The organism is Halomonas sp. PA16-9 (assembly GCF_009728585.1).
Classification (GTDB): Bacteria; Pseudomonadota; Gammaproteobacteria; order Pseudomonadales; family Halomonadaceae; genus Vreelandella; species Vreelandella titanicae.
Map to the genome: position 1 here is coordinate 39148 of NZ_CP040451.1, position 17773 is coordinate 56920.

General features: G+C 54.4%; 13 protein-coding genes, 3 rRNA genes and 1 pseudogene. 9 read left to right on the forward strand and 8 right to left on the reverse strand.

Annotation, left to right across the window (positions count from 1 at the left end; translation table 11 throughout):
• Window positions 1–8 precede the first annotated feature (8 nt).
• Both FDY98_RS00180 and FDY98_RS00185 read right to left on the reverse strand, forming a co-directional pair.
• Complete coding sequence (locus tag FDY98_RS00180) at window positions 9–557, reverse strand: hypothetical protein (protein WP_027958469.1); 549 nt, start codon at window positions 555–557, stop codon at window positions 9–11.
• Window positions 550–2178, reverse strand: coding sequence for a sodium:solute symporter (locus FDY98_RS00185; protein WP_009286380.1), 1629 nt, complete (start codon window positions 2176–2178; stop codon window positions 550–552). The genes FDY98_RS00180 and FDY98_RS00185 overlap by 8 nt, the downstream gene beginning before the upstream one ends.
• Before the next feature lie 172 nt (window positions 2179–2350).
• Here FDY98_RS00185 and FDY98_RS00190 point away from each other — a divergent pair, with 172 nt between their 5' ends.
• The 4 genes from FDY98_RS00190 (at window position 2351) to ruvX (ending at window position 5161) form a co-directional block, all read left to right on the forward strand.
• Complete coding sequence (locus FDY98_RS00190; RefSeq protein WP_027958468.1) at window positions 2351–3043, forward strand: CvfB family protein; 693 nt, start codon at window positions 2351–2353, stop codon at window positions 3041–3043.
• 76 nt (window positions 3044–3119) lie between these two features.
• On the forward strand, window positions 3120–4076 hold the full coding sequence (gene gshB, locus FDY98_RS00195) for a glutathione synthase (RefSeq protein WP_027958467.1): 957 nt from the start codon (window positions 3120–3122) through the stop codon (window positions 4074–4076).
• Window positions 4077–4148: 72 nt separating this feature from the next.
• Window positions 4149–4706 carry a YqgE/AlgH family protein gene (locus tag FDY98_RS00200; protein ID WP_027958466.1) on the forward strand — a complete coding sequence of 186 codons (558 nt, stop codon included), beginning with the start codon at window positions 4149–4151 and terminating at the stop codon, window positions 4704–4706.
• Window positions 4706–5161, forward strand: coding sequence for a Holliday junction resolvase RuvX (ruvX, locus tag FDY98_RS00205; RefSeq protein ID WP_022520995.1), 456 nt, complete (start codon window positions 4706–4708; stop codon window positions 5159–5161). The genes FDY98_RS00200 and ruvX overlap by 1 nt, the downstream gene beginning before the upstream one ends.
• A gap of 38 nt (window positions 5162–5199) precedes the next feature.
• On the opposite strand, the gene FDY98_RS00210 is transcribed toward ruvX, so the two are convergent.
• Entirely contained in the window at window positions 5200–6225 is a 1026-nt protein-coding gene (locus FDY98_RS00210) for an aspartate carbamoyltransferase (protein ID WP_027958465.1), read from the reverse strand.
• Between the two features lie 567 nt (window positions 6226–6792).
• Here FDY98_RS00210 and FDY98_RS00215 point away from each other — a divergent pair.
• The 4 genes from FDY98_RS00215 (at window position 6793) to FDY98_RS00230 (ending at window position 13405) form a co-directional block, all read left to right on the forward strand.
• A 16S ribosomal RNA gene (locus FDY98_RS00215) occupies window positions 6793–8325 on the forward strand.
• Window positions 8326–8572: 247 nt separating this feature from the next.
• Window positions 8573–11460: ribosomal RNA gene (locus FDY98_RS00220) — 23S ribosomal RNA — on the forward strand.
• 164 nt (window positions 11461–11624) lie between these two features.
• A 5S ribosomal RNA gene (rrf, locus tag FDY98_RS00225) occupies window positions 11625–11740 on the forward strand.
• Together the 16S, 23S and 5S rRNA genes form the textbook arrangement of a ribosomal RNA operon.
• A 333-nt stretch (window positions 11741–12073) precedes the next feature.
• Entirely contained in the window at window positions 12074–13405 is a 1332-nt protein-coding gene (locus FDY98_RS00230; protein WP_027958966.1) for a deoxyguanosinetriphosphate triphosphohydrolase, read from the forward strand.
• 11 nt (window positions 13406–13416) lie between these two features.
• Here FDY98_RS00230 and FDY98_RS00235 read toward each other — a convergent pair whose 3' ends face one another.
• From FDY98_RS00235 to FDY98_RS00245, 3 genes are all read right to left on the reverse strand, one after another.
• Complete coding sequence (locus FDY98_RS00235) at window positions 13417–14325, reverse strand: nuclease-related domain-containing protein (RefSeq protein ID WP_009288695.1); 909 nt, start codon at window positions 14323–14325, stop codon at window positions 13417–13419.
• A gap of 69 nt (window positions 14326–14394) precedes the next feature.
• Window positions 14395–14769, reverse strand: a complete 375-nt coding sequence (locus FDY98_RS00240) for a translation initiation factor Sui1 (protein ID WP_027958965.1) — start codon at window positions 14767–14769, stop codon at window positions 14395–14397.
• Window positions 14770–14771: 2 nt separating this feature from the next.
• A complete protein-coding gene (locus tag FDY98_RS00245) occupies window positions 14772–15470 on the reverse strand; it encodes an HAD family hydrolase (protein ID WP_027958964.1) in 699 nt (232 codons plus the stop codon).
• Window positions 15471–15747: 277 nt separating this feature from the next.
• Between FDY98_RS00245 and FDY98_RS00250 the strand changes: the two genes are divergently transcribed.
• On the forward strand, window positions 15748–16185 hold the full coding sequence (locus FDY98_RS00250) for a hypothetical protein (protein ID WP_155705653.1): 438 nt from the start codon (window positions 15748–15750) through the stop codon (window positions 16183–16185).
• A gap of 16 nt (window positions 16186–16201) precedes the next feature.
• Here the strand turns inward: FDY98_RS00250 and FDY98_RS00255 are convergent, their stop codons facing one another.
• Window positions 16202–16579, reverse strand: a complete 378-nt coding sequence (locus tag FDY98_RS00255; protein ID WP_340146608.1) for a hypothetical protein — start codon at window positions 16577–16579, stop codon at window positions 16202–16204.
• Window positions 16580–16701: 122 nt separating this feature from the next.
• Window positions 16702–17765: pseudogene (gene fba, locus FDY98_RS00260) on the reverse strand (class II fructose-bisphosphate aldolase).
• Window positions 17766–17773: the final 8 nt, after the last annotated feature.

The following is a 17773-nucleotide window of genomic DNA, read 5'->3' on the forward strand; positions in this document are numbered from 1 at the left end:
AAGCCTTGTCAAACTGCTTTGCCCCTTCGCTCGCTTGCCCCTGAGCTCTTTGTCTCTGATTCCGGCCCATTTCGATATGCCTGCTGAAGGCCCTTAAGCACGATGGGTTTAAGCATCGGCAGCGGTTCACCTGATAGCCCACTGATCACCAGCAAGCGGTGTTGTCGGCCTTGCGCATAGCCCAGATAGCAGGGCAGCCATATCGGCGTTGGGGCGCTACCCAGCACTTGAATTCGCCAGTGGCGTGGTGTCGCCATGCGCTCCCATAGCCACAGCTGGTCCAGTGCTTCTGGCGTTGGCGGTAAGCCGCTATCAATGTTAAGTGCTGAGCTGGGTTCTTCGGCCTGGGTGGGTAGTTCGGTGCCCACTAGTAGTAGTGCACGGCGCATTTCCTTAGCACACAGTAACCAAGCACCCGCTGCACCATTCGATAGGCCTAGCGGTGCCGCCCAGAGGCCAACCCAGGCAGGTTCGCAAGCCGTCGCGCCAAGGCGCTGTAAGCACCGTTTAGCAGCATCTTCTTCAATCCGCCGCGCAAGTGTTAAGCGTTCAGCCATTTGCCCACCCCTGCAGCAGCGCTAGCATGCCCAGTATGAGACAAAACCAAGCGAATAGGCCGATACAGCGACGGCGCGTCAACCGTGCCTCTTGACCAATCACCTGGGCGTTATCGGCTCTTGCGGCCAATACGGCCTGCATATCCGGCGCGGCTTCGGTCATCATCACATCGCTTAGCTGATCTTGGCTGGGTGCGGTTGCTGTTAGGCTAACGAGATAGCCAACGCTCATCGAAACCGCTACCCCCACCGTGTTGTTATACAGCCACGAGATATCGAGGAGCGCAGACACGGCCCATACGGAGAGCATGCCGGCAATCAGTCCGGCCATCGCTCCCCGTGCGTTGGAGCGGTGGCTAAAAATAGCCAATAGGAAGGTACCTAGTAGCGCCCCGTAAAACCACGAGCCGATTTGGTTGACCGCCTCGATCACAGGGCCAAGATTACCGGCGAAGAAAGCAAACAGGGTGGCATAAAGCCCCCAGAAAATGGTGGCCGTGCGTGATGCTTTCAGATAATGAGCATCGCTGGCATTGGGGTTGATATAGCGACTATAAAAATCCCGCACGGTTACCGCCGAAAGCGAGTTGAGCGCCGAGTCGAGACTCGACATCGCCGCGGCAAACACCCCGGCAATGACTAGTCCCGCCATGCCTGAGGGAAAGGCGCTGACGACATAGCGGGGTAGCAGTTCATTGAGATCCTCGGGGGGCGTTAGCCCATGCTGCTGGTAATAGGCGGCCAAGATGATGCCAATAAATAGAAACAGCAGCATCTGCGGAATCAGCAGGTAGCCGCCAATCAGCAGCGAGCGCTGAGCATCGAGCACTGATGGGCTTGAGAGCACTCGCTGGATTTGGCTCTGGTCAGTGCCGAAGTAGGCCACATGGAGGAAAAAACCGCCGAGTAAGCCTGCCCATAGCGAGTAGGTTACGCTGGGGTCGAAGGATAAATCGATGGCGTTGAACATGCCGCTGGCCGCGCCGAAGTCGAAGACATCGCCCCAACCGCCAGGCAGGCTGGTCACTAAAAAGAAGATGCTTAACAGTGCACCAAGCCAGAGTACGAACATTTGCACCACATCGGTCCAAATTACCGCGCTGATACCGCCCATCACGGTATAGGTGATGGCCAGTACCGCCATAATGATAATGGTGAGGTTAACGCTCCAGCCGGTCACCACTGCAAGCACGAGCGCTGGCGCATAGAGCACCACGCCAGTGGCTAGGCCGCGGGCAATCAGAAACAGCAGGGCTGTGAGGGTTCGCGTCGCTGGGCCGAAACGGCGCTCCAGCAGTTCGTAAATACTGTAGATGCCCGCGCGGTGGAAAATAGGTACCAGCACCAAAATCAACACAATCATGGCCAAGGGCACATTGATAAACGTCACCAGGCGTTCAAGGCCTCCCTCGAAGCCCCAGCCCGGCGCCCCGATAAAGGTGATCGCGCTGGCTTGGGTCGCCATGACCGAAAGACCGATGGCCCAGCCGGGAATTTTGCGTCCGCCTAGAAAATAGTCTTCGGGGTTATGCTGATCTTTGCCGAAGCGTGAACCAATCCAGGCTATTAAGCTGATGTAACCAATCAAAACGATCGTATCAAAAAGCGTGAACCCTTCCATGTTCGCCCCCTTACGCCTAATTTTGTCTAGTGTTTTTGAGAGTAGCAGGTTGTGGAGTGTTTGCTTTTTCAGGCGTCAGGCATGCTTTCAACCACTAAAAAATGCTATCTCGCTTTGCCCTGTGGGTGTCAGGCACCATAATGTTGGTCTATTTTCTTGAAGGACGTTACCCATGGTGCGTGAGTCACACTCATCCCCCCGATCCGCCAGCGATGCAGCCGCCCAGTTGGGAGAAGTGGCGTACCTAACGGTCACGGCCGTCAATAACATCGGGGCGTTTTTGCAATGGGGGCAGCCGAAGGATGTGTTGCTGCCGTTTAGTGAGCAGCAGTTCCGCCCTGATCCCGGCAAACGTGTACTGGTCATGCTGTATAGCGACGACCAGGGGCGGCCAGTGGCGTCGATGAAGCTGGATCGTTTTTTGACCGATGACGCCTGGGCCATGGAAAAGGGTGACGAAGTCGCCGTCATAGTGGCGGAGCGTACTGATCTGGGTATGAAGGTGGTGGTGAATCACCGCTACTGGGGGCTTATTTACCAGGACGACGTCACCCAGCCATTGCGCCGTGGTCAATCAGTCAAGGGCTACGTAAAGCAGCGTCGTGAAGATGGTCGCCTAAATATCTCGCTGCTACCGCCAGGTGCGGCTCGTTTGGATGTGGTGGGCGATAAGATACTGCAGGTATTGCGTGAAAGCGGCGGCTATTTGGCGCTGGGGGATAAAAGCCCTGCTCATGAAGTTAAAGCCCGTTTAGGGGTGAGTAAAAGCGCCTATAAACAGGCCATTGGGCGGCTTTATAAGCAGCAGCTGATTACCCTAGAACCTGGAGCTATCCGCTTAGTGCCCGGCGCGCTTAGCGAGTAGTTAGCGGGGCAGTTGGAGCCGGGCGAGCAGTACGGCATACTGAGCATCAATTGTTTATGTTTGGATAGTGCCCCCGATGAGCCAATCAAATCTGCATCTCGGCGTTGTGATGGATCCCATCAGCGACATCGCTTACAAGAAAGACACCACCATGGCCATGCTATGGGCCGCCCAGGAGCGCGGTTACACCCTGCACTATATGGAGCAGGAAGACCTTTTCTTGAATGCAGGGCAAGCCTACGCACGTATGCGGCCGTTAACGGTGCATCGTGATCCGAACCACTGGTACGACCTGGGCGAGCCCTCTGCGCGTCCAATGGTTGAGCTGGATGTGGTGCTGATGCGTAAAGATCCGCCCGTCGATGCCGATTTCACTAACGCCGTGCATTTATTAGGTTTTGCTGAGCGTGAGGGTGTGCTGGTGGTTAACCCCACGGCAGCGCTGTTGCAGTGTAATGAAAAGCTGTTTGCGCAACAGTTTCCTCAGTGCTGCGCGCCGACGCTTGTGGCCAGCCGCGACGATGTACTGCGCGCCTTCCATGCGGAGCACGGCGATGTAATCTTCAAGCCACTGGATGGCATGGGCGGTACCGGCATTTTTCATATTGGCCCGGAAGGCCGTAATATCGGCGCGGTCATTGAGCAGCTTACCTTGCGCGGGCAGCGGCAAATTATGGCCCAGCGCTACCTGCCGGAAATTAAGAATGGCGATACGCGTATTCTGTTAGTCGATGGTGAGCCCGTTCCTTTTGGACTGGCGCGTATACCCTCTGCGGGCGAGACTCGTGGCAATCTAGCTGCCGGAGGGCGGGGCGTGAGTCGCGAGCTTACTGATCGTGATCGCTGGCTAATTCAGCAGGTACAGCCCATGATTCGGGACAAAGGCTTAATGTTTGTCGGCCTCGATGTCATCGGTGACTATATTACTGAAATCAACGTCACCAGCCCCACCTGTGTGCGTGAAATTGATGATCAGCGGGGCACCAATATTGCCGGTTTACTGCTGGATGCCATCGAGCGCCGCTTAGCCTAGGCACGGCTTCACTCTTATAATGACACTTATTACGCTATGTCTGCTGAGATGCCAGCAGGCAGTGGGAGACGCATGCAAAGTTTGAAACATCACTTTCTAATGGCTATGCCGCATTTAGAAGATCCTAATTTTGCCGGTAGTCTGATCTATCTTTGCGATCACGATAACAACGGCTGCATGGGGGTGATTACTAACCGACCGTTAGAGATCACGCTTGAGGCGCTGTTTGATCAGCTGGAATTAGGCGGTGAAACAAGCCCACATCGTAATGCGCCGGTTTATTATGGCGGGCCTATGCATAAAGACCGTGGCTTCATTCTGCATGTCGGCGATAGTCAGCAGTGGGACTCGAGTATCCAGGTGGAGGACGGTATTGCGCTGACCACCTCGCTGGATATTCTTCAGGCCTTTGCCGCTGGCGAGGGGCCAGAGCACTTTTTAGTCTGCTTAGGCTGCGCGGGCTGGGAAGTCGGGCAATTGGAAGAGGAGTTGAAGGAGAACAGCTGGCTAACGGTAGAAGCCGAGAGCAACGTGCTCTTCAATACCCCGCCCGTTGAGCGCTTAACCGCGGCGGCTGGTTTACTCGGTATTGATCTTAACCTAATGACCCGAGACGCGGGGCACGCCTGATGGCCGAAGCGGGGCAGCGCTTAATCCTGGCCTTTGACTACGGCACTCGGCGTATTGGTGTGGCGGTGGGCAACGAGCTGCTGCGCAGTGCGCGCGAGCTCACTCCGCTGACGGCAAGGGATGGGATTCCCGATTGGAATGTCGTGTCACGGCTACTTAACGAGTGGCAGCCGGATCTGTTAGTGGTGGGATTACCGTTGAATATGGATGGTAGCGAGTCAGATATGAGCACTCGCGCTCGCAAGTTCGGTAATCGTTTGCATGGCCGTTTTGGTAAACCGTGTGAAATGGTCGATGAGCGTGGCACCACGCGAGAAGCTAAGCTAATCGCTCGCGAGGCGGGCCATAAAGGCAATTATCGCCAAGACAGTGTCGATGGCATTGCGGCTATTCTTATTCTTGAAGGCTGGTTCGCCCACCAGGAAGGCTTGCCTGGCGGGCGCCTTTCTCTATAAGTTCTACCTTGAAATTCCTACCCTTAAACTTTTGCGCTTTAACGATCCAGCGTGCCCGTTTGGGTGGGTACGTACCAGCGCACGGGGCGTAGCTCTTTTTCGATTAGCTCATCGACATTGAGCAGTGTCGCGAAAATCGCCATTCGCATGGGGATACCGTTATCGGTTTGGCGGAAAATCGCCAGACGCGGATCGCCGTTAAGGTCGACGTTTAAATCATTCGCGCCGGGGCGGCTATCCCTGGGTAGCGGGTGCATCACAATGGTGCTTTGGCTGCAGCGGTGATCGAGAAAATCGCGGTTAACCATAAAGTCGTCAGAGAGCCCCTGAAAGCTCTCATTCATCTCGTCGGTAAAGCGTTCCTTCTGTATCCGTGTGGTGTACACCACATCTAAATCGGCAAAATCACTAGCGAGAGAATCGCGCTGCTCAATGCGGTGGCCGCGAGAGGCTACTAAGTCAATCAGCTTGGAAGGCATCTCAAGGCCCGGCGGCGACACCAGGGTAATGCGCAGCGGGTCATAGAGGGATAAAAGCTTAATCAGTGAATGTACGGTACGGCCGTACTTCAAGTCGCCGGTGAGTAAAATATGCGCACCGGTCAGTGATTTACCTAGGCGCTGAAACTCTTTATCAATCGTATAAAGGTCAAGTAGTGCTTGGCTGGGGTGCTCCCCGGGGCCGTCGCCACCATTAATAACCGGTACATTCGTCGCCGCGGCAAACTCAGCCACCGAGCCCTGGTCGGGGTGGCGCATTACAATGGCGTCGCAGTAGCCACTCATTACACGGCTGGTGTCATATAGTGACTCTCCCTTCGCCATAGAGGAGAAAGTGAAGCCCGTGGTGTCACACACACTGCCACCTAAACGACAAAAGGCAGCATTAAAGCTTACCCGCGTACGAGTGCTGGCTTCAAAAAACAGGTTGCCGAGTACCGCCCCTTCCAACACTCGTGTCACTTGGCGCCGTTGAGCAATCGGCTCCATGCGTGCAGCCACACGCAGTAAATGATCAACGCTTTCACGGTTTAATGAGTCGACTGTTAGCAGGTGGTGGCTCATGGCGGACCTCAGCAAGGTGGTAGATGAGTCTAGTGTAACCGCCAATGAGGGTACCGCCGAAGGGGTTTAATCCACTCAATATGACTAATTTGTAATTTTTCTACAAAACCGCTTGCCAACCCGTCAGCGAATCCGTAAAGTACGCATCCGCTGCCGGGGACGCCAAGCGTTACCAGCGGTGAATAAGGTGTAAAAGCCTTGGTTTGTCAGGAGGTTAGAGCAGGTTGTGTCGCTCGCCTCACTCGCTAAAAAAACAGCGATTGACAACCACCAGGAAATGCGTAGAATACGCCTTCCTCGCTGAGGCAAGCCAAGTCAACGGCAGCCCGGTTGCTTTCACAGCAATCAAGCAGCGAAACAGCTCTTTAACAATTTGATCAGGTAATTCATGTGGGCGCTTGCTGATGTTGGTGGCAAATCACCAAATATCAAGGCAAGCGGTCATGAGAACGACAGTTTTTAAACGAAAGTTTTTAAACAACAGTTGAATGAATTCGTTTGAACCTTGAGCCAAGTTTGGTTCGCTTCTGTCACTTTCGGGTGGCGGGTAAGAACCGCATAGATCTTAAACTGAAGAGTTTGATCATGGCTCAGATTGAACGCTGGCGGCAGGCCTAACACATGCAAGTCGAGCGGTAACAGGGGTAGCTTGCTACCCGCTGACGAGCGGCGGACGGGTGAGTAATGCATAGGAATCTGCCCGATAGTGGGGGATAACCTGGGGAAACCCAGGCTAATACCGCATACGTCCTACGGGAGAAAGGGGGCTTCGGCTCCCGCTATTGGATGAGCCTATGTCGGATTAGCTAGTTGGTAAGGTAATGGCTTACCAAGGCAACGATCCGTAGCTGGTCTGAGAGGATGATCAGCCACATCGGGACTGAGACACGGCCCGAACTCCTACGGGAGGCAGCAGTGGGGAATATTGGACAATGGGGGCAACCCTGATCCAGCCATGCCGCGTGTGTGAAGAAGGCCCTCGGGTTGTAAAGCACTTTCAGCGAGGAAGAACGCCTATCGGTTAATACCCGGTAGGAAAGACATCACTCGCAGAAGAAGCACCGGCTAACTCCGTGCCAGCAGCCGCGGTAATACGGAGGGTGCAAGCGTTAATCGGAATTACTGGGCGTAAAGCGCGCGTAGGTGGCTTGATAAGCCGGTTGTGAAAGCCCCGGGCTCAACCTGGGAACGGCATCCGGAACTGTCAGGCTAGAGTGCAGGAGAGGAAGGTAGAATTCCCGGTGTAGCGGTGAAATGCGTAGAGATCGGGAGGAATACCAGTGGCGAAGGCGGCCTTCTGGACTGACACTGACACTGAGGTGCGAAAGCGTGGGTAGCAAACAGGATTAGATACCCTGGTAGTCCACGCCGTAAACGATGTCGACCAGCCGTTGGGTGCCTAGAGCACTTTGTGGCGAAGTTAACGCGATAAGTCGACCGCCTGGGGAGTACGGCCGCAAGGTTAAAAATCAAATGAATTGACGGGGGCCCGCACAAGCGGTGGAGCATGTGGTTTAATTCGATGCAACGCGAAGAACCTTACCTACCCTTGACATCTACAGAAGCCGGAAGAGATTCTGGTGTGCCTTCGGGAACTGTAAGACAGGTGCTGCATGGCTGTCGTCAGCTCGTGTTGTGAAATGTTGGGTTAAGTCCCGTAACGAGCGCAACCCTTGTCCTTATTTGCCAGCGAGTAATGTCGGGAACTCTAAGGAGACTGCCGGTGACAAACCGGAGGAAGGTGGGGACGACGTCAAGTCATCATGGCCCTTACGGGTAGGGCTACACACGTGCTACAATGGCCGGTACAAAGGGCTGCGAGCTCGCGAGAGTCAGCGAATCCCTTAAAGCCGGTCTCAGTCCGGATCGGAGTCTGCAACTCGACTCCGTGAAGTCGGAATCGCTAGTAATCGTGAATCAGAATGTCACGGTGAATACGTTCCCGGGCCTTGTACACACCGCCCGTCACACCATGGGAGTGGACTGCACCAGAAGTGGTTAGCCTAACGCAAGAGGGCGATCACCACGGTGTGGTTCATGACTGGGGTGAAGTCGTAACAAGGTAGCCGTAGGGGAACCTGCGGCTGGATCACCTCCTTAAACGATGCGTCACAGTCGGTAAGCGTCCACAATGAATTACCTGATCAGATAGCTGTTGATGAGCAGTGATAAGCCAGACGCCTTCGGCGTTGCCTTATCACTGCTTATAGCAGTCGCTCTTTAACAATGTATATCATGCTGACAAGAACACTTCGCAAGAAGTGGTCTTAAATTGTGATACGTCTCAAGCGTATCCGGCAAAATGAAACGTGATCATTGCGAGATACCAGACTCCTTCGGGTTATAGGGTCAAGCAATGAAGCGCACACGGTGGATGCCTAGGCAGCCAGAGGCGATGAAAGACGTGGTAGCCTGCGATAAGGCTCGGTGAGGTGGCAACAACCTGTGACCCGGGCATTTCTGAATGGGGAAACCCACTCATCATAAGATGAGTATCGTGCACTGAATACATAGGTGTACGAGGCGAACCAGGGGAACTGAAACATCTAAGTACCCTGAGGAAAAGAAATCAACCGAGATTCCCCTAGTAGCGGCGAGCGAACGGGGACCAGCCCTTAAGCATGACTGATTAGGCGAACACGCTGGGAAGCGTGGCCGTAGCGGGTGATAGCCCCGTAGTCGAAAATCTGATCATGTGAAATCGAGTAGGTCGGGGCACGAGAAACCTTGACTGAAGACGGGGGGACCATCCTCCAAGGCTAAATACTCCTGGCTGACCGATAGTGAACCAGTACCGTGAGGGAAAGGCGAAAAGAACCCCGGAGAGGGGAGTGAAATAGATCCTGAAACCGTGTGCGTACAAGCAGTAGGAGCAGACTTGTTCTGTGACTGCGTACCTTTTGTATAATGGGTCAGCGACTTATATTCAGTGGCGAGGTTAACCGTATAGGGGAGCCGTAGGGAAACCGAGTCTTAACTGGGCGACACAGTCGCTGGATATAGACCCGAAACCGAGCGATCTATCCATGAGCAGGGTGAAGATTGAGTAACATCAATTGGAGGCCCGAACCAGGATCTGTTGAAAAAGATTTGGATGACTTGTGGATCGGAGTGAAAGGCTAATCAAGCTCGGAGATAGCTGGTTCTCCTCGAAAGCTATTTAGGTAGCGCCTCACGTAGTACCGCCGGGGGTAGAGCACTGTTTCGGCTAGGGGGTCATCCCGACTTACCAACCCGAGGCAAACTCCGAATACCGGTGAGTAGAGCGTGGGAGACACACGGCGGGTGCTAACGTCCGTCGTGAAAAGGGAAACAACCCAGACCGTCAGCTAAGGTCCCGAAATCCTGGTTAAGTGGGAAACGATGTGGGAAGGCTCAGACAGCTAGGAGGTTGGCTTAGAAGCAGCCATCCTTTAAAGAAAGCGTAATAGCTCACTAGTCGAGTCGGCCTGCGCGGAAGATGTAACGGGGCTAAACCAGGTACCGAAGCTACGGGTTCATTCTTAGGAATGAGCGGTAGAGGAGCGTCGTGTAAGCCAATGAAGGTGAATTGAGAAGTTCGCTGGAGGTATCACGAGTGCGAATGCTGACATGAGTAACGATAAAGGGAGTGAAAAACTCCCTCGCCGGAAGACCAAGGGTTTCTGTTCGACGCTAATCGGAGCAGAGTGAGTCGGCCCCTAAGGCGAGGCCGAAAGGCGTAGTCGATGGGAAACGGGTCAATATTCCCGTACCGGACATGGTTGCGATGGGGGGACGAAGAAGGCTAGGTGAGCCAGGCGTTGGTAGTCCTGGTGAAAGTGAGTAGGCCGAGACCTTAGGTAAATCCGGGGTCTTAAAGCCGAGACACGAGACGAACTGACCACGGTCAGGAAGTCACTGATGCCACGCTTCCAGGAAAAGCCTCTAAGCTTCAGATCATGTGCGACCGTACCCCAAACCGACACAGGTGGTCAGGGTGAGAATCCCAAGGCGCTTGAGAGAACTCGGGTGAAGGAACTAGGCAAAATGGTGCCGTAACTTCGGGAGAAGGCACGCCGGCATAGGGTGAAGAGACTTGCTCTCCTAGCCCGAACCGGTCGAAGATACCAGGTGGCTGCAACTGTTTATTAAAAACACAGCACTCTGCTAACGCGCAAGCGGACGTATAGGGTGTGACGCCTGCCCGGTGCCGGAAGGTTAAATGATGGTGTTAGCCGCAAGGCGAAGCTCTTGATTGAAGCCCCGGTAAACGGCGGCCGTAACTATAACGGTCCTAAGGTAGCGAAATTCCTTGTCGGGTAAGTTCCGACCTGCACGAATGGCGTAATGATGGCCACGCTGTCTCCACCCGAGACTCAGTGAAATTGAAATCGCCGTGAAGATGCGGTGTACCCGCGGCTAGACGGAAAGACCCCGTGAACCTTTACTATAGCTTCACACTGGACGCTGATGTTGCCTGTGTAGGATAGCTGGGAGGCTTTGAACTCTGGACGCCAGTTCGGAGGGAGCCAACCTTGAAATACCAGCCTGGCATCATTGGCGTTCTCACTCAGGTCCGTTATCCGGATCGAGGACAGTGTGTGGTGGGTAGTTTGACTGGGGCGGTCTCCTCCTAAAGAGTAACGGAGGAGCACGAAGGTACCCTCAGCACGGTCGGACATCGTGCATTGAGTGCAAGAGCATAAGGGTGCTTGACTGCGAGACAGACACGTCGAGCAGGTGCGAAAGCAGGTTCTAGTGATCCGGTGGTTCTGTATGGAAGGGCCATCGCTCAACGGATAAAAGGTACTCCGGGGATAACAGGCTGATACCGCCCAAGAGTTCACATCGACGGCGGTGTTTGGCACCTCGATGTCGGCTCATCACATCCTGGGGCTGAAGTCGGTCCCAAGGGTATGGCTGTTCGCCATTTAAAGTGGTACGCGAGCTGGGTTTAGAACGTCGTGAGACAGTTCGGTCCCTATCTGCCGTGGGCGTTGGATGTTTGAGAAGGGCTGCTCCTAGTACGAGAGGACCGGAGTGGACGACCCTCTGGTGTTCCGGTTGTCACGCCAGTGGCATTGCCGGGTAGCTATGGTCGGACGGGATAACCGCTGAAAGCATCTAAGCGGGAAGCCCCCTTCAAGATGAGACATCCCTGAGGCCTAGAGCCTCCTGAAGGGCCCAGCGAGACCAGCTGGTTGATAGGCACGGTGTGGAAGCGCTGCAAGGCGTTGAGCTAACGTGTACTAATGGCCCGTGAGGCTTGACCCTATAACACCCAAGGGGTCTGGTCGATGATGACGTCACATTAAACCGGATACGCAGCGTGTGGCCCAAGCGACATAACGCCAGGGCGACAGGCGATGAGACGCACACAATTGAGCAAGCAACGCTAGAAAGCCTGCTCGTCAGCATGATGTACATTACCTGTTACGCCTGACGACCATAGCACGCGTGAACCACCTGATCCCTTGCCGAACTCAGAAGTGAAACCGCTTAGCGCCGATGGTAGTGTGGGGTCTCCCCATGCGAGAGTAGGTCATCGTCAGGCACTTATTATGAAAAATCCCCCAGGGCTGATGCCTTGGGGGATTTTTTTTGCGTGAGGGGGAGGTTGTGAGGGGTAAACGGTGAGGTGTGAGGAGTATATGGTGAGCAGTAAAGGGTAAGTCGTGAATCGTGAGCAGGAAGCGTTGGTGAATGGCTATCGCCCGAATATCCTGTTCCGCCTCACGCCTCACGCCTCACGCCTCACGCCTCACGCCTCACGCCTCACGCCTCACGCCTCACGCCTCACGCCTCACGCCTCACGCCTCACGCCTCACACTAACGTGCGGTTTTACGGCGTTTTATGTCAGAATGCACTCCTCCAGGAGGAATGCCCATGACTCAGATGCGCTGGGAACAGTTACTTTCCCCACGTCGTCTTCACGATCAACGCTCAACAAGTACCCGTGAAATCGGTCGTAGCCCGTTTCATAAAGATCACGACCGTATTGTTTTCTCAGGTTCATTTAGACGCCTAGGGCGCAAGACCCAGGTGCATCCGCTAACCGAAAACGATCATATCCATACTCGCCTAACTCACTCGCTAGAGGTTGGCTGTGTAGGTCGCTCCTTGGGCATGATTGTGGGGGAGTTGCTGCGCGATCGCCTGCCTGAATGGATTACGCCTGCTGACCTTGGCGTCATTGTCCAAACAGCGTGCCTGGGACATGACATCGGGAATCCCCCTTTTGGCCATGCGGGAGAGTATGCAATCCGTGATTGGTTTCAGCGCGCTCAAAGCAGTGGCCTGTTAGAAGGCCTTTCAGACGCTGAGCGCGAAGATCTGTTGACCTATGAAGGCAACGCCCAGGGTTTTCGGGTGATTACCCAGATCGAATATAACCAGTTTAATGGCGGTATGCGGCTTTCTGCGGCCACCTTGGGTGCATTGCTTAAATACCCTTGGACGGTTCGTTATGGTGGTCGAGCGGGCAAGTTTGGCGCCTATCAGTCAGAGCAGGTGCTGCTCAAAGAGGTGGCTGAAGCGGTAGGGTTGTTGCCCCAATGCGAGCAGCGCTGGTGTCGCCATCCACTGGCGTGGCTGGTCGAGGCGGCAGATGATATCTGCTATGCCCTGTTGGATCTGGAAGATGGTTTGGAGATGGGCATCTTGCGCTATGAAGAGGTTGTCGAAATACTGCGCCAAATTGCCGGAGAGTTTCCGCCCGAGTATGCCGAAATGCAAGATCGTAATGTGTCACAGCGGCGCCGCATTGCACTGCTGCGAGGAGCTGCGATGGAGCGCGCGGTCAATGATGTTGGCACGGTGTTTGTGCAGCACGAGCAGGCCCTGCTGAGCGGCACACTCAGTGAGGATCTGTTGGAGTTGTGCCACCCTGACCTGGGATGGGGCGTTCAAGCGGCGAAGCAGTTGGCTCGAGAGCGCATTTTCCAGAATGAGCGTAAGGCGAAGCTCGAGATTGGCGCCTATACGACACTGGGTATCCTGTTGGAAGCCTTTATTGGCGCTGCACACGAGCTTCACCACACAGGGCACTCATCGTTTAAACACCAGCGTGTACTGGCCCTGATAGGTGAAAACACGCCCCTGCCATCTTGGTCACTCTACGATAGCTATCGGCGAATGCTGGACTTTATCGGTGGGATGACAGACCACTACGCGGTGGATCTAGCCCAGGAGATGGGCGGCCGACTGCGCGGTGATTGAGTACTGTTTAATTAAACCGAAGGTTGGCTCAGGTGCTTCAACTCCATCAACTGAGCGCGCTCAAGAAGCACATTAATGACCTTGTCATGGATGGCATCGTTGAGTGGGCCTGGGGTCAGCTCGGTCAGCTGCTTAGCAAGCGTGTCCCCGCTGACCACTAAAATATCAGGAGCGGCTTCGCTGTTATCTATTTTCCAACCCGGCAGCACCAATACGCCCCGTACCGGGACGGGCACGCCACAGCGCCGCTCTAACCAGTGAGTCAGCCAGTTAACCCCTTGGCGAGTTTTATGCAGTGGCCGACGCTCTTGCCAATGGGGAAAGCGCAACCGCTCGCGTTCCACCGCGACTGTATTGAGCTCATTGCCATCGGTGCCGATAGCGAGTGTTCTTGCCCGTGTCTCAACCACAAATACGCCATGGGGCGTTACTACGACGTGATCGATCGTGAAGCTATCGGTAGGCACATCGTGAAATACATAGTAAGGGTGTGCATCAGGGCGGACTAAGCGCTCCAGCTCTTGGCCAACGGCGAGCTCACAGGCTAAGCCTAACTTTAGCCGTCGGATACGCTGATAGTCGCGTACCAGCAATAATGAAAAAGTCAGTACCAGCAACGTACTAAGTAGCCCATACAGCGCCCACTCAACCCAATCCTGTTTATCCACAAACAACATACGGCCCATTCCGTAAACTAGCGGGGCGAGGCTGATAATGGGCCCTAATGCACCGTTTAAAAAAAGGCTGGAAAACGCTTGGTCAAGGCGGTGCCGTAGCGCTTGGCCCGGCTCATGAAGGGGGACGTTGAAGGGAGAGTGAACGCGAGCATCGTGCAGGCTGCGCAGCGCGAGGACAATACTGGCCATTGCCGCCATGGGGAATAAAAAAATTAGGGGTAGCACGTATTCCAGCCAAGCCATTGCAGTGCCTTGCTCTATAGCGACTTACCCGATGGTAAGCCCCGATGGAAAGTTATAGTGGCGTAGAGGCTAACCCCCAGCGAGTTTAACTTGGTAGCCAAGGGCGCTTAACTCCTGACGCAGGGTGTCTCGGTGGTCGCCTTGAATTTCAATAATACCCTCTTTAACTGCCCCACCCGTTCCACACCGCTTTTTAAGCGTTTTAGCTAACGTTTTAAGCTCTTCGCCAGGCAGAGGAATGCCACTGACGGTGGTTACGCCTTTACCTTTACGGCCACTCGTTTCGCGGCGAATGCGTACTACGCCATCAAGCGCCGCCAGCCGCTGCTGTTCGCTCAGATCATCGCAGTGGCAGTCATTGAGTGGCTCGCGGCAAGTGGGGCAGGTTTTGCCATGTTCGGTGGAATAAACCAGCCCACCGAGCTGGTCTCGTAAAGAGGCCATTTTTATCCTCCAATTGAGTGTTGGGGCACAGGGGTTTGCCAATACTCACGGGTGAGTCGCTCCACTACAGCGGGTAGCTGATACATATTACTAATCATGATAGCGTTTTCAGGCGTTGTCTCGGCATCCGGGAAACGGTTTAAGTGGATCACCGTCATTCCCGCCTGAAGCGCCGCGCGTACGCCTACTAAGGCATCGTCTATGGCAATGCAGTCATGCGCTGAATAGCCCATGATACTCGCTGCGTGTAGATGTAAACAGGGTTCGGGCTTCCAGCAATTAGCGGTATAGCCACTGAAAAAACGTTTACCGAAGTAGTGGCTGAGCCCTGTCGCTTCTAAAGCCGTATGAATTTTGCTTTCAGGTCCATTAGAAACCACTGCACTGGGATAAGCCGCCAGAGTATCCAGCGCTTCTTGGGCGCCGGGGATGGTGGTCAGCTCTTGGGCAAGCCGGGTGGCTAGATTGGCTCGCATAGAGACTTCCATGCGGTCAAGCTGGTCAGGGTCAACGTTACCGTAGCGTTGTTGCAGTTCAGCAACGATGCGTCGAAAGCGCGCTCCACGAAATTCGCCAAGATAATCAGTAGACGCGAAAGGCAGGCCTACTGAATTGAGCCCGGCAGCCATCTCTTCAGCCAGTAGCGGCTCACTATCGACAAGAGTGCCATCACAGTCAAACAGCAAAAGTGGGAGCGGCATTGTGGTTCCTTGCAGCGGCAGATGCACTGCCAGTGTTAGTTGAAGCCATCCATACTGCTATTGAACGGGATTTTACGTCATTTGTGAACACTGTTTGTTATTTTTGCTTGCCTGAACGTGACTCTTGAGCCAGCTTAAATGGCTACACTCATTTTGCTGGCTACTGTTGTAGGCCATCTAGCGTCAGCAGACGCAGTAGTACAAGCGATGGAAATGCCTCAGCTGCGCTGAAGAGATAGTGGGGATGCACTATTCTTTCATAACCACGACATGGAGAATGCCTAATGCGATTAACCCTTGGTTTCTACCCTTTGCACTTAGCGCTGCCTTATTAACGACCACTGGCTATGTGTTTGCTGATAATCATGCGTCTGAGGGTGAACAGCACGAACCTCTGGATGATGAAGCGCTTGAAGAGGAGTACGGCATTAAAGCGGGATCAGTAAAGCGTGATGAAGGTGAAGGCGCTTCTTCTAGCGATTCCGAAGGCGCTGATGAGCAGGCACGCGTCCGTGAAGAAGAAGAGGAAGAAGAGAAAAACGAAGAAGTAGCCACTAGCGAGGGCGAAGCTGACGTCGAGTTAGAATCGGGTGAGAGTGAAGAGCGAAACCCAGAGGCGGGCACGGGCGGCACTGGCAGCCCAGAAGATGCCATTCATAGCAGCGAAGAAGAGAATAGCGAAGATGACGAGGATGGCACCGACGATAATGCATAACGTCAGTGCCTAAGCGTTACTTGGCGAGTCGGCGCGAGTTAGCGCTACTACGCTGATGGTAAGGCTTCATTGTGCGCTGGCTGGTCACCCACCAGGGGGCCTGCTTGCCGCTCATTGAGTTGAGCAGCGCTTTTTGCATGACGAGGCCAGCTTCCATGCTGGCCTCGAGTTTTTCGGTAACCATACGTTGATTTTCTTGCATCATTTTGGGGCTGAAAAACGGCTGTGTTTGCCATAAATGATTTCGCATAGTGATCGTCGACAAAGACGTCGACCATAGCTCAAAGGCCATGATACCGACTTTCCATATATCGAACATCGCTACCGGGGAGTGGGCATTAGGGGAAGGGAAGTTGTGGGTTTCATCAGCGTTGTGGCCTCCTTGCTGGAACACGAGACATCGTGACCTCATCTCCAGTGTTAGCGCATCTATGCTGCATTGCAATATCTATTTAATTAGCCACAAAAAAAGACGACCGGTTGGTCGTCTTTTTCGAAAGTGGGCCAATTACAAGCTTATTTTACCTTGGGAGCCAGTTCGCCGCGCTCATAGCGCAGGAACATCTCTTCCAAGCTGATCGGCTTAATCTTACTGGCATTGCCGGCCGTACCAAAGGCTTCGTAGCGGGCGATACATAGATCGCGCATCGCGGTAACGGTCTCTTTCAAGAACTTACGTGGGTCGAATTCTGACGGGTTCTCAGCCAGGAAGCGACGCACGGCACCGGTAGACGCCAAGCGTAGGTCGGTGTCGATGTTGACCTTACGCACGCCGTGCTTAATGCCCTCAACGATCTCTTCGACTGGCACGCCGTATGTTTCGGGGATCTCACCGCCGTGCTGGTTAATCACTTCCAGCCACTCCTGGGGAACAGAAGAAGAGCCGTGCATGACCAGATGGGTGTCCGGAATCCGCGCGTGGATCTCTTTAATACGCTGGATAGAGAGCGTGTCACCGGTAGGCGGCTTAGTGAACTTGTAAGCGCCGTGGCTGGTGCCAATGGCAATCGCCAGTGCGTCCACATGGGTCGCTTTCACAAACTCTGCGGCTTCTTCTGGGTCGGTAAGCAGTTGCTCCATATCCAGCTTGCCTTCCGCGCCAATACCGTCTTCTTCACCGGCCATGCCGGTTTCCAGGCTGCCCAGGCAGCCCAACTCGCCTTCGACGGAAACGCCACAGGCGTGAGCCATTTCCACCGCGCGGCGGGTAACATTGACGTTATAGTCGTAGTCGGTGGCGTTTTACCATCTTCACCCAGCGAGCCATCCATCATCACCGAGGAGAAGCCGAGCTGAATAGAACGCTGGCAGACCGCAGGGCTGGTGCCGTGATCCTGGTGCATGACCACAGGGATATGCGGAAACTCTTCGACGGCCGCCAAAATCAGATGGCGCAGGAAGGGCGCACCCGCGTACTTGCGTGCACCGGCAGATGCTTGCACGATGACCGGCGAATCGGTGGCATCAGCGGCTTCCATAATGGCGCGCATCTGCTCAAGGTTGTTGACGTTGAACGCCGGAATGCCGTAACCATATTCGGCGGCGTGGTCGAGCATCTGGCGCATGCTGATCAAAGCCATGAAGTTAC

Excerpts from the sequence above, each read along its gene's own strand:
- FDY98_RS00180 (WP_027958469.1), bottom strand. The coding sequence starts at position 557 with ATGGCTGAACGCTTAACACTTGCGCGGCGGATTGAAGAAGATGCTGCT.
- FDY98_RS00185 (WP_009286380.1), bottom strand. The coding sequence starts at position 2,178 with ATGGAAGGGTTCACGCTTTTTGATACGATCGTTTTGATTGGTTACATC.
- FDY98_RS00190 (WP_027958468.1), top strand. The coding sequence starts at position 2,351 with ATGGTGCGTGAGTCACACTCATCCCCCCGATCCGCCAGCGATGCAGCC.
- gshB (WP_027958467.1), top strand. The coding sequence starts at position 3,120 with ATGAGCCAATCAAATCTGCATCTCGGCGTTGTGATGGATCCCATCAGC.
- FDY98_RS00200 (WP_027958466.1), top strand. The coding sequence starts at position 4,149 with ATGCAAAGTTTGAAACATCACTTTCTAATGGCTATGCCGCATTTAGAA.
- ruvX (WP_022520995.1), top strand. The coding sequence starts at position 4,706 with ATGGCCGAAGCGGGGCAGCGCTTAATCCTGGCCTTTGACTACGGCACT.
- FDY98_RS00210 (WP_027958465.1), bottom strand. The coding sequence starts at position 6,225 with ATGAGCCACCACCTGCTAACAGTCGACTCATTAAACCGTGAAAGCGTT.
- FDY98_RS00230 (WP_027958966.1), top strand. The coding sequence starts at position 12,074 with ATGACTCAGATGCGCTGGGAACAGTTACTTTCCCCACGTCGTCTTCAC.
- FDY98_RS00235 (WP_009288695.1), bottom strand. The coding sequence starts at position 14,325 with ATGGCTTGGCTGGAATACGTGCTACCCCTAATTTTTTTATTCCCCATG.
- FDY98_RS00240 (WP_027958965.1), bottom strand. The coding sequence starts at position 14,769 with ATGGCCTCTTTACGAGACCAGCTCGGTGGGCTGGTTTATTCCACCGAA.
- FDY98_RS00245 (WP_027958964.1), bottom strand. The coding sequence starts at position 15,470 with ATGCCGCTCCCACTTTTGCTGTTTGACTGTGATGGCACTCTTGTCGAT.
- FDY98_RS00250 (WP_155705653.1), top strand. The coding sequence starts at position 15,748 with ATGCCTAATGCGATTAACCCTTGGTTTCTACCCTTTGCACTTAGCGCT.